Source organism: Burkholderia plantarii, from assembly GCF_001411805.1.
Classification (GTDB): domain Bacteria; phylum Pseudomonadota; class Gammaproteobacteria; order Burkholderiales; family Burkholderiaceae; genus Burkholderia; species Burkholderia plantarii.
The window spans coordinates 223235-239486 of the sequence record NZ_CP007213.1; the positions used below are offsets into that span (position 1 = coordinate 223235).

Here is a 16252-nt window from a genome sequence, read left to right on the forward strand (position 1 = left end):
TTGTTTGCACACGACAGTCGAGAGACATACGTTTCGAGAAATCAGCAAGGAGAGACTTATGAAGGTTCTGGTCGCCGGCTATAAACATGAAACCAATACGTTTGCGCTCGATAAGGCCGACTGGTCGGCTTTCGAAAAAGGCGAAGCGTTCCCCGCACCCGTTCGAGGCCAACAGATGCTCGAAACGATGGACGCGGTCGCGATGCCGGCTACGGGATTTTTGCACTACGCGCGATCGAAGGGATGGTCGATCATACCGAGTTTGTGGTGCGGCGCTGTCCCGTCTTCGTATGTGACCGAGGACGCCTTTGAGCGCATTTGCAATGAGATATGCAATGACGTGAAAGCCGGCGGTTTCGACGCCGTATACCTGGATCTCCACGGCGCCGGCGTTGCCGAGAACGAAGACGATACCGAGGGGGAACTGATCGGCCGCGTTCGGCAACTGGTGGGCGAAAACATGCCGATTGTGGTGAGTCTGGATCTGCATGCAAATGTCACCGAGAGGATGCTCCGAAGTGCGGATGGCATGGTTTCGTTCCGCACCTATCCGCACGTCGATTACGTAGAGACAGGCGAACTGGCCGGTGAGCTCCTGTCACGCCGTATTGCGCATGGACGTCGGGAACCGGTTGTCTGGAAGCGGCTCCCATTCCTTATTCCGCTGAATTCGCAAAATACGACAACGGGACCGGCGAAGCGGATCTATGAACGGCTGCGTGCACTGGATACAGAGCATGGAACGATGTCGAGCTTTTGCATGGCCTTTCCGGCGGCCGACTTTGCCGAATGTGCGCCCATGATCTGGAGCGTGGGAGAGAACGCTTCGACTGTCGTCGAGGAGCTCGCATCGCTTGCGGGCGAGCCCGCTCAATGGCGGCTTGAAATACTTTGCGCGGACGATGCGGTGCAGGAAGCGATGGCGCGCGCCGTCGAAAGCAACGCTCCGGTTGTGATAGCAGACACTCAGGACAACCCCGGCGCCGGAGGTACGGCATCGACCACCGGCATGCTGCACGCACTGCTGAATGCCCGAGCCGGCGAACGTTTCCCCCATCGGGTGACGCTAGGTGTGATGTACGACGCTCGATTTGCGGCTGCGGCGGTTCAGGCCGGCGTCGGTGCAACGTTTCGCGCCAGTCTTGGCCATGCCACGGAGCTTTGGGATGGTCCCACCGATCCGCCGGTGACCGCCGAATTCACCGTGAGAGCAGTCAGCGATGGGCGGGTCACTTTCAAGGGCCCAAAGATGACGGGGTTCGTTGCCGGATTGGGGCCAAGCGCATGCGTCGAGACTGGCGGCGTGCTGGTAGTGGTCGCAAGTGGAAAGATCGGAGCGCAGGACCGTGAACTGTTTCGTTTCGTTGGCGTGCATCCGGAGCAGATGAAGATCATCGTCGTCAAAAGCAGTAACCATTTCAGAGCCGACTTCGTACCGCTTGTCGAAAATGAACAGACCGACGTCGTGATCGCGAAGGCGCGGGGCGCAGCCGCGGCTGACCCAGGCGATCTGCCGTGGCGGAAGTTGCCGGCTTCCATCCGGCGCCGTCCTTGAGCAGACGTACGCTTTCGGCCCGGACTTGCAGGGAGGCTTGCCGGATGGGCGAAATGACCATCCGGCAAGCCCTTGCGTAACGCCTCATTCAATGCGCGAGCGGGACGCCGGAGGTCTCCTCGCAGAACCGCGCCATTTCGGTGTGGTCTTTACCTCGCCCCAGCGTTTGCGCCGCATTCGCCCACAGTTCGCTGCACAGCGCGGCAAACGGAACTGTAACGCCTTCGTCCTGTGCGACTTCAAGGGCGATGCCCAGGTCTTTGACCATCAGGTCGAGACCGAAATTGCTGTCGAAAGTCCGGGACAGGACAAATTGACGAAACTTCTTCTGCGTACTGTTATTGGTGCCGGTGGAAGCATTGAGTACGTCGACCATTTTTCCGGCGTCGAGTCCAAATTTCCGGCCGATAATCAGCGCTTCTACACCAATCAGAAACCCGCCGGCCGACACGAGGTTGTTTAGCGCTTTCATCGCCTGGCCCGCCCCAATCTTGCCCACTTCGGTAACCGTAGTTCCGATGGCAAGCAGCAAGGGTTTGGCCTGTTCGACAGCCGTCGCGGGGCCCCCAACCATAATGGCGAGTTCGCCGGTTTGAGCCCGCGAAACGCCGCCTGAGACAGGGGCGTCGATCATCAGAATACCGCCCGATTCGAGGCTGGCCGCGATCTCCTGCGTGATTCTGGGAATTCCCGATGTCATGTCGATGACCAGCGCACCAGCCCTGAGCATGGGCCGAACGGCCGTAATCACCTGTGACACATGTTGGCTTTTCGGAAGCATGGTAATGACCGCATCTGCCGACTCGACGGCCGCCTCGAGCGTATCCGGCGATTCGCCGCCGATCCTGCTCGAGAACGCTGCCGCGCGTTCGCGGTCCAGATCGAAAACCGCGACGTGGAAGCCTGCATTGACGAGTCGGGCGGCCATAGGCCACCCCATGTGACCGATGCCGATAAACGCGACTTTCCTGAACGTTCTGCTACCCATCACAGCGCCCCATTCCGGACAAGGACTTCATGAGCTGCTTTGAACGCGCTGAGGCCAGAAGGAATTCCTGAGTATGCAGTGGCATGCAGCAGCGTGGCCTTGATTTCCTCAACCGTGAGGCCGTTGTTCAGGGCGCCCTTGACGTGCAGCTTCAGTTCGTCCGTGTGGCCTGCGATCGTCAGCATGGCGAGATTCAGCAGACTTCTGGTCCTGCGGTCGAGCGTTTCGTCTCCCCACGCCCATCCCCATGCCCACGCGGTGGTGGCCCGCTGAAAAGACATCATGAAGGAGTCGGCTTTCTGCATCGAAGCATCTACGTATTCCGCCCCAAGTACGGCGCGACGGATAGGCATGCCCTTTTCGAAAAGAGCGTTGTCGTCTGACATGACTGGAGTTCCTCGTTGGTAAAGAAAGGTCGTATTAGCTGGCACGAATCGGCATCCCATTCCGGAGTCCGAATCGATGACACAGGTTGGCCTACTTTAGTCCAACGATGTCGTTACGTTTTACTTAACGGGACAGGTGTTTGACAACACGGGACGCGCGACCGTCTATGCAGCAAGTCGAACCGCGAATTTACGGAGGCCTTAACCGGATGCTTCCAGGTTGCGTTTCCATCTCGAGGCGCTGCAGCCGAAGCTGGTCTGGAACCATCTGGAGAACGCGCTCAGACTACCGAACCCTAGTGCTTCGGCTGCTTCTGTCAATGACACGGTTTGCATGCTGAGCAACCGCCTGGCCGTATCGCACCGAACTTGCTGCAAAAGCGCGGAGTAGGACGATCCCTTGTCCGCGAGTCGTCTATGGAGGGTGCGTCGATTCATTCCCAGACTGGACGCGAGAGTCTCGACGCTGCATCGCGAGTCGCGCAACTGCTGATGCATGAGCCACTCGACGCGTGCTTCGAAGTCTTCCGGCGAATGATTGAAGGTTTGCCCGAGCAAGGTTTTAGCGTGACGCCGGAGTACGGCGGATGAAGCGATCACCTTCAGGGACAACGCATTGCGTGAGAGCAGGATCCCGCTGACCATCTGGTCATAGCGGAGCTCGCATCGCATGAAGTTGCTTTGCACCAGCGTATGGGCGGGACGCGAATGTTCCTGGCAGACCGCATCGGGTTGCCAGTCCGGTCCGACGAGCCAGCGAATCATCTGGACGATGCCGCAGGCGCAGTATTCCATGACGTGTATCGAAGGAATCTCGGACTCGATTTTGAACGTCAGCAGCGGTTTGTCGAAGCGTTCGTCCAGATCAATGAAGATGCCGTCGCAGTGGTGATGCAGCTGGGTCGAATACGTGCGCAGCGCATCTCGTAGCGTTTCCTCTTCTCTCAACATAAGACTTACTAGTCCGTAGTCGGGAACGCCGCGGGCGATCGCGACGCGCGCGCCGAAATCGGTGCGGGCCGATGCGGCAACGGACAAATCCAGGAGCCTGATCCACGCATCTAACGGAATCAGGCTATCCGGACTTTCAGCGATGTCGCTGCTCAATCCGACCCGAGCCATGAGCGCTTTGCCGTCAATGCCGACGTCGCAGGCAGCCCGCAAATAGCCATGCAAGGTGGCGCTTCTGACAACTCGCTTGCGCATAACCGTTGTTCCTCGGAAGGGGAGGTGTGTCTCATATTGAAAAGTGTGAGGCACGGAATGTCAACTAAACAAAATCCCTAGGTTCCACAATAGTGACGGCTGACGGCGTTTCAAAGCTTTGCGCGAATTGCCGCCTCACATCGAGAAACGTCCAACATTGATGGGATTTTTAACAACAAACTGCGCGACGCGCAGATAGAGAGGCCGTGATGAGCGATCAAAATGGGATGCAACCTTGGCAATGGTCCGAGCAGGAGTGGCGACGAATCGTGACCCACGTTCGTGCGGGGCGCCGTCTGCGTCCGGACAAATGGAAAGGTGGCGCACGGGTTGCTGTCGCCCTTTCGTTCGATTCGGATCACGAAACCAACGAGCTGCGAGATGGAGGCAGTTCGGTTAACCGTCTTTCGTGGGGACAGTATGGAAATCGGGTCGGTGTACCGCGCATCCTGTCGCTCCTCGAAAAATACAGCGTTCCTGTCAGCTTCTATGTGCCTGCCGTCTCGGCGCTGCTGTACCCCGACGAGCAGCGTCGCATTGTGGACGCGGGACACGAGATCGGCGTGCACGGCTGGATTCACGAGCTCAACTCGAAGCTGGAGTTCGTCGACGAACGGGACTTGCTCGGCCGCTCGATGGACACCCTTGAAAAAATTACTGGCAAACGTCCGACGGGCTTTCGCTCGCCGTCGGGTGATTTTTCAAAAAATACGCTGCAGATTCTTCAGGAGCTCGGGTTTTCCTACGACTCATCCCTGAGCGCCGACGACGACTGCTATGAATTAGAGATGGATGGCGAGCCTACCGGGCTGGTCGAAATCCCGTTCGACTGGGTGCGCGACGATGCCGTTTATTTCCTGATGCATCGATTTCAGGGATTACGTCCCTATACGCCGCCTTCGGACGTATTCGACATTTTCCGGCGGGAACTGGACGCCGCGTATGCGGAGGGGGGACTGTTCGAGCTCACCATGCATCCGCACGTGATCACGAATCGCTCGCGCATCTGGATTGTCGAAGAACTGATCAGGTACGCGAAGAGCTTGCCTGACGGTGTATGGTTTGCCCGTCACGATGAAGTAGTGAACTATGTGCTGCAGAATGCGAAGCTTCGTTGACGACCGGAGGTGAGCTCAGGTAGCGTTGTACGTGCCGCGGCGGGGAGGCCTGCGGCACGAAGACTGAAGCGGACCGCCGATGCGACTGGGGATGCCAGTCGCTGCATCAGGGCAGTCTCCCCGGCGGGGCGACTCAGACGAACAGATCGCGCAACCGGTTGGGTTGAGAGCGGAGATACTGTTTCGGTGCCTTGATTTGAACCCCGAAGTGAGCGGCGGCATGCCAAGGCCATCGCGGGTCGTACAGCACGGCTCTCGCGAGCGCAATAAGATCGGCGTCCCCGGTGCTGAGGATAGCTTCGGCGTGCTCGAAGTCGGTGATCAGGCCAACGGCGATAACCGGCAGTGTGGTCGCCTGTTTTATCGCGCGTGCAAGAGGAACCTGATAGCCGGGTCCGATCGGGATTTGCTGTGCGGGGCTCGATCCGCCGCTCGAGACATTGATAGCGGCGCAGCCTCTCGCCTGCAATGCGTCGACAAAGGCGATCGTATCCTCGACGGACCAACCGCCTCCCACCCAATCGGTTGCGGACACCCGCATCGTCACGGGGCGGTCATGCGGAAACACATCCCGCACCGCCTCGAAGACTTCCAGCGGAAACCGCATTCTGTTTTCCAGTGAGCCGCCGTACTCGTCTGTTCTCTGATTCGAGAGAGGCGAGAGAAACTCATGGAGAAGATAGCCGTGCGCGCCAAGAATCTGGATGAAATCGAGGCCAAGCCGGGATGCGCGTCGCGCCGCGCTACCGAACGCGTTGCGTATTGCCGCGAGACCGTCGCGGTCCAGGGCGGTCGGCGGCATCTCGCCGGACGTAAACGCGAGCGGTGACGGCGCATAGGTCGTCCAGCCGTCCGGCTGCCCAGGCGGAACCTGTGCACCGCCTTCCCACGACTTTTGCCGCGACGCTTTTCGCCCGGCATGATTGAGCTGAATGCCGATCGGCATGTCTGACCAACGTCGGACGCCGCGCAGCACTCGCGCCATGGCAGCCTCGCAGTCGTCGGAATAGAGTCCTACGTCGCCACGGGTGTTGCGTCCGTCGGGCGTGACCGCTGTCGCCTCGATCGTCAGCAGTCCTGCACCCGAGCTTGCCAGTTGCCCAAGATGAATCAGGTGCCATTCGTTCATCTGCCCGTTTTCGGCCGAATATTGGGCCATCGGGGCGATCACGATGCGGTTGTCTAGTTTCAGGTTATCGATCTGGGTCGGTGTAAACAGAAGGGGGCGACTCATGAGAGCTCCGTGTGGCGCCCGCTGGGCGCCGTCCATACCCGTGGGGTAGGGTCGATTTCGAAGAAGTGCTTCAGGACGGACGGCGGCGAGACAAATCCCGTTGAACCGGAGCTCCTTGCAAGAGCGGTCGCCGCTCGACAGCCTCACGCATGCTTCAGCAATATCTCCGCAACCTCGCTTGCCTTGTCGATCATCAGATCGTGCCCGCCGTCCAATGAATAGACGTGAGTTTCAGGAAGATCGCGCTGCGCCTCGTACCAATCCGGGATAGGGCTTGGGATGCCGATGTCTTTCGAGTTGTAGATGAATACCTTCTTCGGTACTTTCTTGAAGTTGCCGGTGAGAGACAGTTGCTGCGTAAAGCAAGCCAATGGGTGCGACGTTAATTTCGAGTCGGCCCACGCCTGATGTTCCTCGCCGACACCGAATACTTTCGAAGGCCAGTTCGCAACCTGCGTACCGCCGAGCGACGCGCTGAGTTCGGTGAACGGCAATAGCAGATTGGGCAACAATGAAAAGAGCGAGTCGCCGCTTTTTTCCGGGAGCGGGCCGTCGAGATAAACGAGCGAGGCAATCCGGTCGTGCAACTGGTCGGCCACCCCGGTAATGACGAGACAACCGTATGAGTGGCCACAGAGCACGACATTATCTAGGTCTCGCCACGTGATGAGGTTGGCGATATCGAGGATGTGGGTGTCCAGATTGATCGGTCCCAACGCCGAAAGATGAGAGCGTTCCCCGACGCCCGTTAGCGTGGGTGTCAGCACACGGTGACCGGCAGCCTCCAGAGAAGGGCGGAGTTTATCGAAGCACCAACCCCCGTGGAAAGCGCCGTGAACGAAGACGAAATTTGTCATGCTGATAGACCTCTAGCGTTAACCATTCGGAACGCGCCGGTGTGCAGGCAATACATTGCGCCATGTTTCTCGGACATCCGACCCGCGTGCCACGCGGATCGGCGCCGGTACAGACTCGCGAATATGGCCAACCGGCATTGACACGACTTCACCTACGCGAAGTCCGGTGTGCCGCCAACGACGCACCTGCCCTCGGCTGTTCCGGTTCTATAGCTGTCCCGCCTGATGGGACGCGGCTCAGTCTACCGTCCCCGGTCTCTTTGGATTGATATTTTGGGACATGGATTTTGCATTCTGGGTCAACTTGACACGATGCAATCACCGATGTCACCCCGTGACGGCGAGTACGTGACCAGACCGTTCGCGATGAGCGAACTGGTCGCCCGGGTGCGCACGCTGATGCGCCGGCCGCCCACACCGGCGAAACTGGTTGTGTCGTTCGCCGACATCACCGTGGACCCGCAGCAGCGCGCGATGCGCCGCGGCGCCGAGACGGTCACGCTCGCGCAGGCCGAACTGTAGATCATGCTGTGCCTTGTCAAGGCCGGTGGCCGGACCGTGCGGCACGCGGCACTCGAGCATGCAGTCCGGGGCCTAGGCGAGGCGGTCACACCGAACGCGCTGGAAGTGACCTGCACCCGCTGCGCAAGAAGCTGACGGCGCTTGGTGCCGCAACGAGGCTCGCGAACATCCGTGGCGCGGGTTTGCGCTGCACGCCGCTAACGAAAACGGACTGGATGGTGTGCCCGACCAACCCTCTAACGCGAAAGAGGGGCGTATGAAACAACTGATTCGGTAGTCGAGCGCGATGCCGCGTGTCGCGACGCGCTGCGTATCTCATCGTATTCAAAGAGACGCTCGGCAGACTTGAAAACGGCTTCACGGTGCATGAAAAGTATCATGCTTCAGCTGCGTACGAACTGCAAACACCGATCACCTTGATCCGAGGTCAGATCGAGTTGCAACCGGGGAACGAGGGCAGGAACTGCTGTTTCGCGAGAGCGATCTGATGGCGCGCAGGTTCGGCAGTTGAGCACATCAACGCCGCGCAAGTCTCGCGATGCCCGACTTGCTGCACATCCGCCTCGAGATTAGCCTGTCAGCGGACGATGCCATCATCAAGACCCGGCCTGTGTTTACCAGCCCGCATTGGCCGCACCGACGATCGTCATCGACGTGCTCGCGCGCGGAGTTCGCATCCGAGCACCCGGGATCTCCGGGGCAGCACGGTTTTCTGTCGAAGAGAATTGTGTGAGATCCGTTAGTCTTACTGTGTCGATAAATCACTCTTGAACACTGAACAAAACGGACATCGCGGTAGCCGGCGCGCGATGTATGCAGCGATACGCCAGCGCATCTTGGCAACATGAACCATTCGTTCGAGCGTCGTGTCCGGGCCAGCGGGACAATTTTACTTCGAGCACGACCGGATTCCGTGGTAGGCGGCCGTTGTCTGCAGTGCACGCATACGCGACATCACATCGGTTGCCAGACTCGGCTTGTCGCTCTCCCCGCCGTCGCCGGTAGGATCGCCCCGCGGCGCGCGATCTCATCGACGTCGCGCGGGCTGCACGTTCCCCGGTGACCTTCCGCCCTTGCAGTCATGCCGACAGCGACACGACTGACGGAAGTTCGCAGTGCGCCGAGCCCTTTAGGCCTGCCCACCGCACTGAGAGCAACATATCCCCGTAGCCTCGCTACGCGTACAGTTCAACGATCGCCGCTGGCCGCGGCCGCCTGCTCGATGACCTTCGCGATTGCTTCGGGATGTGAAAGAAAGGCGACATGGCTCGAGTCGACTTCCGTCACTTTACTGCCGGCGCGCTTGGCCATCCAGCGCTCCAGGTCCGGATTGACAGTGCGGTCCGACGCCGCGACGACCGCCCAACTCGGCTTCGATTTCCACGCTGCCTGCATGACGGGCGCCACGAACGAGCCGACGGCGGGCATCACCTGGGAAGAAGCCATGAATGCGGCCTCTGGCTCCGGGACGTCGGATGCAAAGTCGGCATGGAACCGCGAAGGATCGATGTACAGATGACCGTCGCCCGTCTCCTTGATGCTTTTGATCGCGGCAGGCATTCTGGTGGTCAGATCCTTCAGGCTCTCACCGGCATCGGGTTCAAAGGCGGCAACGTAGACGAGTCCCGAGACGCGCGCATCGTTGCCGGCTTCTGTGATAACCGCTCCGCCGTAGCTGTGTCCGACGAGGATGCTGGGGCCGTCCTGCGCATCGACCACACGGGTGGTCGCCGCGACGTCGTCCTTGAACGACGTTTCCGGTTCCTGGACCACGGACACCTTGTAGCCGTCGCGGGTGAGAATGTTCGACACGGCCTGCCAGCCTGAACCGTCAGCAAAGAATCCATGGACCAGGACAACGTTCTTGACGGGCGCAGCGGTGGCGATCTGCGTGGAAAGTGCTGCCACGCCGAACGCGATGGCAGTGGCAAAACGGCGAACTCGGGTGGTCGTTTTCATGAAAAGCTCCAGATGGATCAGCAAAAAAGTTTGGGGTGTTGGTTGATGGATCTCGCGGTAAATCACGCGTCAACCACAGGCTCGCGGTGCATCTCGGGCCAGTCGGAATAGCCCGTCGAATCTCCCCCGTACCAGTATTCTCTTGGCGCCTCGGCGAGCGGACCACCGACTCGCACAAGCTCAGATTGATTGTGTCGATCCGGTGCTGTCAACCGTGCCCATCGGCGCCGAATCTCATGAGCCTACGCATCGGAATTGCCTCCCCCCGCAAGTCGCGGAAGGTAGGTCACGAGTGAGAGGTCTGGTCTCCCCGTCGGTGTCAGTGCAACGTATGTGAATTCGATGTGGCCGCCAGAAGGATGCCGAAGCCGTTTATCGCCCTCGTCGAATCCCTTTACGTTGGTGTCCTGCCACCAGTCGCGGAACTCGGCGCTTAGCTCCGTAAGTTCCCTCACCAGCTTGTCAAACGGAGCTTTGTCCGGTGCCTGCGCGCGCGCCGCACGAAAGGCCGAGATCATGCCCCGGGTCATCTGTTCCCAGTCGAGGATGAGCGTACGATACGGCTTGTAAAGGAATAGCAGACGCAACGTATTACGTTCGTGCGACTCGAGCGATCCGTAGTCGACAAACAGATCGCAGATCGCGTCGTTCCATGCAAGGATGTCCAGGCGCGTATTGCGAACATACGCCGGGACATTGATCGACCGTACGAGCAGTTCCAGCCCCTCGGTGACGCCGCTTCCAGTCGCGACCTGTGAAAGCTCCCGAGCGGAGAGCGCGAACAGGTGCGCGGCTTCGACGGCATCGAGCTTGAACACGGCCGACAGCCTGCGCAGCGCGTCAGCGGACGGCTGGATGTCGCGGCCCTGCTCAAGCCACGTGTACCAGCTCACGCTGACTCCGGCGAGCATGGCCACTTCTTCGCGCCGCAGACCGGGAGTGCGGCGCCCGCCTTCAGGCAGCTTGAAGTCAGCAGGCTGTAGACGGCTCCGGCGGCTAGACAGGAAAGAACCAAGCTCGCGGCGTTGGTCGGGAGAAGGTCGTCTGGACATTTTTTCAGTCAAAGTTGAGTGATTGTCAGGCGGCGCAACTTAGTGCATATCGTCTGTTAGAAGGAGCCCGGTTCGAACGATGGATGCGTTTTGGCCTCAATTGAGCGGCCAAGTGTGCCTGTCGCGCACCGCGAGTTCCCTGGCAACGCCAACTTCGCCGGTCATACTCCGCGCAGTCGCGGTCGCCAACGCGAGTCGTCGTCTGCATCCGTGAAGACTCGCTGGTGACATGACAACAACATCGCGGCGCGTCGTCGACATCAGGACACACGCAGATCAAAGCGATCGAGGTTCATAACCTTCGTCCATGCCGCAACGAAGTCGTGCACAAACTTGTCCTTGCCGTCCTCGCTTGCATACACTTCGCTGAGCGCCCGTAGCACAGAGTGTGATCCGAACACCAGATCAACACGCGTGCCCATCCACCTAAACTTGCCGGTGACGCGATCAGTACCGACAAACTCGTCGCCCGCAGCGGAGACTGGCTTCCACTGTGTGTCCATGCTGAGCAGATTAACGAAAAAATCATTGGTAAGCACGCCTGGACGGTCAGTGAACACACCGGGTGCGTCAGTGTCTGTCGAGACACCCAGCGCCCGCAAGCCACCGATCAGTGCCGTCATCTCGGGCGCAGTCAGTGTGAGCAGTTGCGCCTTGTCGATAAGCAGAGCCTCAGCGGGCACCGGCACGCCGCGCTTCCGGTAATTGCGGAATGCGTCCGCCAGGGGCTCCAGGGCGCTGAAAGACTCGACGTCTGTGTCTGCCTGCGACGCATCCGTGCGGCCCGCTACGAACGGAATCGAGACCGCGCGACCCGCCTTTTTCGCGGCCTCTTCAACGCCAACGCTTCCCGCCAGAACAATAAGGTCTGCAAACGATATCTTCCTGCCATCTTTCCCCGAGTCGTTGAAGGTGCGTTGAATGCCTCGCAAGATGTCCAACACTCGCCTTAACTGCTGTGGCCGATTTACTTCCCAATCCTTCTGGGGCGCAAGACGGATGCGTGCGCCGTTGGCACCGCCGCGCTTGTCCGACCCCCGGAACGTCGAGGCCGAAGCCCACGCAGTTGACACAAGCTCGGTCACGGAAAGCCTCGATCCGGCGATCTGCTGCTTGAGCGTGGCAATGTCCGCGTCGTTTACTAACGGATGATCGACCGGTGGAATCGGGTCTTGCCAGTCAAACTTTTCGGTGGGCACTTCCGGACCGAGGTATCGGGCGCGAGGGCCCATGTCGCGATGCGTCAGCTTGAACCAGGCGCGGGCGAACGCATCGGCGAACTGATCGGGATGCTCCAGAAAGCGGCGCGAGATTTTCTCGTATTCCGGATCGAACCGCAGGGAGAGATCCGTGGTCAGCATGCTGGGAAGGACCTTCTTCGATGAATCATGTGCATGCGGGATCGTCTCCGTAGCGTCTTTCGCAACCCACTGGTGGGCGCCGGCCGGGCTCCTGGTGAGCTCCCATTCGTGGCCGAACAGGTTTTCAAAAAATCCCATACCCCATTGGGTGGGTGTGCTGGTCCACGTCACTTCGAGCCCACTGGTGATCGTGTCGGCGCCCTTGCCAGTGCCGAACGTGCTTTGCCATCCAAGGCCCTGATTTTCAAGGCCAGCCGCTTCAGGCTCTGATCCCACGTGGTCGGCGGGGCCCGCACCATGCGTCTTGCCAAACGTGTGGCCGCCCGCGATCAGGGCGACCGTTTCTTCGTCGTTCATCGCCATGCGCGCGAACGTGTCACGAATGTCGTGCGCGGCGGCAAGTGGGTCGGGGTTGCCATCGGGGCCTTCGGGATTCACATAGATGAGGCCCATCTGCACGGCTGCAAGCGGGTTCTCAAGATCGCGGCCCGCATCCGTGCGGCTTTGCTCGACTCCGTGCAGTTCTTCATCGGCGACAATCACGCCTTCCCCGCCGTCAGCCGCCGCCTTTCCATAGCGAACATCGCCACCCAACCAGGTCTTTTCGTTGCCCCAATAGACGTCCTGATCCGGTTCCCACGTATCCTCCCGGCCTCCGGCGAAACCTAACGTCCTGAAGCCCATGCTTTCGAGCGCCACGTTGCCGGCGAGGACAAGCAGATCGGCCCACGAAATCTTCTGGCCATACTTCTGTTTGACCGGCCACAGGAGTCGGCGCGCCTTGTCGAGGCTCACATTGTCAGGCCAGCTGTTAAGCGGCGCGAATCGCTGCTGCCCTCGTCCCGCGCCGCCGCGTCCGTCACCCGTGCGGTAGGTGCCGGCGCTATGCCAGGCCATGCGAACGAAAAGCGGACCGTAGTGACCGAAGTCAGCAGGCCACCACTCCTTCGAGTCCGTCATGACGGCGGTCAGGTCCGTCTTGAGTGCAGCGAGGTCGAGCGTATTGAATGCCTGGGCATAGTTGAATTGCGGATCGAGCGGGTTCGACTTGCTGGAGTGCTGGCTCAGCAGGTCCAGTCGCAGCGCTTTGGGCCACCAGTCGCGATTGGTGGTGCCGCCGCCGGCCGTGTGATTGGCGTGATTGAATGGGCACTTCGAAGTATTAGACATCAGGTTGGTCCCGCTTTTTAAGGTTGTTTTCTATGCTGGGTCTTGCTGCCCCCGCACACTTTGCAGGAATAACAAGCATTGAAAAAAGGCAAATTCACTGCAGAGAGGCGTCGGAGACGTTGCCAGAGTCGAGCAGAACGTATCGCGCCATACCGGCTAAGGTACTCCCGTCGCCGGGCGAAGCCGCCAGGAAGCCAATGCGGGTTCAGTGTCCTTCGCTGCCAAGACTCAACCGGTTCGAGACCTCTGTCACCCCCGGAACTTGCCGCGCCCGCTGTTGTGCGAGGTCGATCTGCGATACCTCCGGCACCGTCCCAGCAAGTGTTATCGTCCCGGACTTCGCCAGAACAGACACGTGCGCCGTATCGATGCCGCCCCCCTTGACCAGCGACTTCCGTACGCTGGCGGCAAGATGGCGGTTCTCAACGCGGATCGCCTTTCTTAACGCCGCGCGCTGCACCTTTGCAGGGTCTTTCGGCGGCGCCACATACGGCTGAACCGCCGGCCGGTATGCGATATTCGCCTCGTCGGCAAATGCAACACCAGTGCCACTGACTAGCACGAGAAGCGCCATGCAGACGACGTACGGGAACGGCGCGTTCATGTTTTTCATGTGAATCTCCTGATTTGATGGCGGACACCATGTCCACCGCCGTTCGAATTTCGCTCTGCGCTCTGTGAAGAAATAGATGCGCTCACCTCGTCGCTGCCCAACTCAGCGAGCTCATATGCGACTTCACTTGCCAGGATCATTGCCTGACCGTTCGCTACTGTGCGACGAAGCGCCTGGGGCTTATAAACGACGTCACCCCGCCGGATGATTTCGCCGCGAAGAGCACAGACACCACGAACACGCGTCATGCAGCGGATCCATGTTTGATCGCTGTAATGACAGCGGGTCGCATCCTGCCAGAGGACAACGATCGTGTTTGCGCTCACGCGCTCCAAGACTCGGACGCGCGCGTGCCGTGACGACGCGTCATTCTTTTGAGTGTCGTCGTCGAACACCTGCCGGGGAAGCCCCAAAAGGTTCCGCATGACGTGATCCCAGATTGCCGAGGTCGATCGCGGCTGCTCTCTAGCCTGGAAATGGCGGTTGTTTTGCAAGGTGGTGATCCTCCGAATGACGCAGGACTTTGTACGTCAAGTCAAACGTGCGCTGCGCGCCAGAATTGCAGCGTGTCGGTGAATTGCTGGAAGCCGATAATCCTGTTGCTTCGGAGCCTCCAGACATGAACGAACTGAGCATCCAGCGGTTTCCCTGTCTTTAAATGGGTGCCGGTGGAACGACCGATCGACACGACGACGTCATGCGCAAAAAGATTCTCCGTGGCCGTAGCCCGATAGTCGAGCCATTCACTTGCAAGCCTGCCGAATACGCCTTCCGCCACCTCTACGGGAGTCAGGTATGGGTTTCGGTCCGAATAGAGAAAGCTTTCCGCCTCATTCCATTCAATCTCAGGCGCCATGTCGGCGAGCGCGGCAGTGGCATCCCGTCGCTCAAATGCGTCGTAGAGGCGTTGCACGATCGCCATGCACGCCGCTTCATTTTCGTTTGCATTGCTAACTTTATTCATGGTCACCTTTTCCTCTTTTCGACTTGGGGCATCACTCAGTAACGTTCCTGGCGCCGTAGCACCGACGGCCGTCACTCCGACTGACAAAACCCAAACTTACTTGCAATCATTGGCTATCTGGGGCTGATGGGCGTGCTCTTTTTCTCGGGACGAGACGCCACCACGGCGGAGCGGAGGACAGAATTGCGTATGCAATCTGGATCTCCATGTGATAAAACGGTTGAGTCAGAAGAATTGCGACGAGCCATCTCCTCGGGTTTGGCACGACAGCCTAGCCCGTTGCGCTATCGGTCTCGTCGTTACCAGCGACGAGGAGAACGCGCGAAACGCTGCCTTTGCGCCTGTGAGGCAGCGCAGCCTGGTACTCATGGCTACCGTACCAGGCACGCGCGGCCGACATGGTTGGAAAGGACAGAATCGCCACGCCTTCGGCTGGCGTCCCTTCAAGCACCGCGTGCTCGCCGTAGTACGCTAAAGGAGTCAAGGGATGCCTGTCTCGCGCAAGCGCTGCAAGGTTTCGATAGCGGCTGAGAGATGTTGAATCAATCGTCTGCTCCCGCACGATGACGAGATACGCCGTCATTTTCCGGCGCTCAATGCACTGATGAGGGCGCGCGCGGTTGCGGGTGAGGAACCAGGATTCTGCCCCGTGATGAGCAATCCATCCTCAACCACATAGGAGCCCCAATCAGGCCCCCGCGAATAGATGCCGCCTTTCGCCTTGAGTTCGTCTTCGACAAGAAACGGCACGATAGTGGTCAGGCCAACCGCCTCCTCCTCCGTGTTTGCAAAACCGGTAACGCGCTTGCCTTCTACCACGGGGCGACCGTCGCTGGTCTTTACATGGCGCAATACACCCGGAGCGTGACACACCAGAGCAACCGGCTTGCGGGCTGCAAGAAAAGCTTCGATCAGTGCGATGGACGCCGGATCCTCCGCGAGATCCCATAGCGGCCCGTGACCGCCAGGATAGAACAGCATGTCAAAGTCAGCCTCTTTGATATCCGCCAGACGCTCAGTGCTCGACAGGGCTCGCAACGCATATTCGTCGGTTTCGAATCGGCGGGTATCATCAGTCTGATTGGCAGGTTCGTTGCTCTTGGGGTCGAGAGGTGGCCGGCCGCCCTTGGGCGACGCCAAGGTAATCTGCGCGCCTGCTTTCTTGAATGTGTAATAAGGCGCAGCGAGTTCTTCAAGCCAGAAACCGGTCTTTCGGCCGGTGGTACCGAGTTCGTCGTGAGAAGTCAGCGCTATCAGTACTTTCATG

Annotated in this window: 16 protein-coding genes; 3 read left to right on the forward strand and 13 right to left on the reverse strand. The window is 59.5% G+C overall.

The genetic code is table 11. The features are described 5' to 3' along the window. Positions 1–58: 58 nt before the first annotated feature. Positions 59–1555, forward strand: coding sequence for a M81 family metallopeptidase (locus bpln_RS18695; RefSeq protein WP_055139655.1), 1497 nt, complete (start codon positions 59–61; stop codon positions 1553–1555). An 88-nt stretch (positions 1556–1643) separates the two neighbouring features. Here bpln_RS18695 and bpln_RS18700 read toward each other — a convergent pair whose 3' ends face one another. From bpln_RS18700 to bpln_RS18710, 3 genes are all read right to left on the reverse strand, one after another. Further along, entirely contained in the window at positions 1644–2543 is a 900-nt protein-coding gene (locus bpln_RS18700) for an NAD(P)-dependent oxidoreductase (RefSeq protein WP_055139656.1), read from the reverse strand. Continuing rightward, on the reverse strand, positions 2543–2929 hold the full coding sequence (locus bpln_RS18705; RefSeq protein WP_055139657.1) for a carboxymuconolactone decarboxylase family protein: 387 nt from the start codon (positions 2927–2929) through the stop codon (positions 2543–2545). Before bpln_RS18705 ends, bpln_RS18700 begins: the two co-directional genes overlap by 1 nt. 201 nt (positions 2930–3130) lie before the next feature. Further along, positions 3131–4135, reverse strand: coding sequence for an AraC family transcriptional regulator (locus bpln_RS18710; protein ID WP_082465351.1), 1005 nt, complete (start codon positions 4133–4135; stop codon positions 3131–3133). A gap of 209 nt (positions 4136–4344) precedes the next feature. Between bpln_RS18710 and bpln_RS18715 the strand changes: the two genes are divergently transcribed. Next, positions 4345–5253 carry a polysaccharide deacetylase family protein gene (locus bpln_RS18715; protein ID WP_055141127.1) on the forward strand — a complete coding sequence of 303 codons (909 nt, stop codon included), beginning with the start codon at positions 4345–4347 and terminating at the stop codon, positions 5251–5253. Positions 5254–5386: 133 nt separating this feature from the next. On the opposite strand, the gene bpln_RS18720 is transcribed toward bpln_RS18715, so the two are convergent. Further along, a complete protein-coding gene (locus tag bpln_RS18720) occupies positions 5387–6487 on the reverse strand; it encodes an NADH:flavin oxidoreductase/NADH oxidase (RefSeq protein WP_055141128.1) in 1101 nt (366 codons plus the stop codon). 143 nt (positions 6488–6630) lie between these two features. Then, the gene (locus bpln_RS18725; protein WP_063891298.1) at positions 6631–7344 is read right to left on the reverse strand and encodes an alpha/beta fold hydrolase; all 714 of its coding nucleotides are present in this window, start codon (positions 7342–7344) and stop codon (positions 6631–6633) included. Between the two features lie 324 nt (positions 7345–7668). On the opposite strand from bpln_RS18725, the gene bpln_RS37840 reads away from it, so the two are divergent. Then, a complete protein-coding gene (locus bpln_RS37840; RefSeq protein WP_244132045.1) occupies positions 7669–7866 on the forward strand; it encodes a response regulator transcription factor in 198 nt (65 codons plus the stop codon). A 1188-nt stretch (positions 7867–9054) separates the two neighbouring features. Here the strand turns inward: bpln_RS37840 and bpln_RS18735 are convergent. The 8 genes from bpln_RS18735 to bpln_RS18765 form a co-directional block, all read right to left on the reverse strand. Next, positions 9055–9825 carry an alpha/beta hydrolase gene (locus bpln_RS18735; protein ID WP_055141129.1) on the reverse strand — a complete coding sequence of 257 codons (771 nt, stop codon included), beginning with the start codon at positions 9823–9825 and terminating at the stop codon, positions 9055–9057. 242 nt (positions 9826–10067) lie between these two features. Then, positions 10068–10877 (reverse strand): helix-turn-helix transcriptional regulator, encoded by an 810-nt coding sequence (locus tag bpln_RS18740; RefSeq protein WP_055139660.1) that lies wholly within the window; start codon positions 10875–10877, stop codon positions 10068–10070. A gap of 260 nt (positions 10878–11137) precedes the next feature. After that, positions 11138–13408 carry a catalase/peroxidase HPI gene (gene katG / locus bpln_RS18745; RefSeq protein WP_055139661.1) on the reverse strand — a complete coding sequence of 757 codons (2271 nt, stop codon included), beginning with the start codon at positions 13406–13408 and terminating at the stop codon, positions 11138–11140. 205 nt (positions 13409–13613) lie between these two features. Beyond that, positions 13614–14021, reverse strand: a complete 408-nt coding sequence (locus bpln_RS18750; protein ID WP_244132046.1) for a BON domain-containing protein — start codon at positions 14019–14021, stop codon at positions 13614–13616. Then, positions 14018–14515 (reverse strand): DUF3331 domain-containing protein, encoded by a 498-nt coding sequence (locus tag bpln_RS34170; RefSeq protein ID WP_148654086.1) that lies wholly within the window; start codon positions 14513–14515, stop codon positions 14018–14020. Before bpln_RS34170 ends, bpln_RS18750 begins: the two co-directional genes overlap by 4 nt. A gap of 41 nt (positions 14516–14556) precedes the next feature. Next, positions 14557–14985 carry a nuclear transport factor 2 family protein gene (locus tag bpln_RS18755; RefSeq protein ID WP_082465353.1) on the reverse strand — a complete coding sequence of 143 codons (429 nt, stop codon included), beginning with the start codon at positions 14983–14985 and terminating at the stop codon, positions 14557–14559. Between the two features lie 271 nt (positions 14986–15256). Next, positions 15257–15568 carry a DUF1330 domain-containing protein gene (locus tag bpln_RS18760; RefSeq protein WP_055139663.1) on the reverse strand — a complete coding sequence of 104 codons (312 nt, stop codon included), beginning with the start codon at positions 15566–15568 and terminating at the stop codon, positions 15257–15259. Continuing rightward, positions 15565–16251 carry a type 1 glutamine amidotransferase domain-containing protein gene (locus bpln_RS18765; protein WP_055139664.1) on the reverse strand — a complete coding sequence of 229 codons (687 nt, stop codon included), beginning with the start codon at positions 16249–16251 and terminating at the stop codon, positions 15565–15567. Before bpln_RS18765 ends, bpln_RS18760 begins: the two co-directional genes overlap by 4 nt. Between the last annotated feature and the right edge of the window lies 1 nt (position 16252).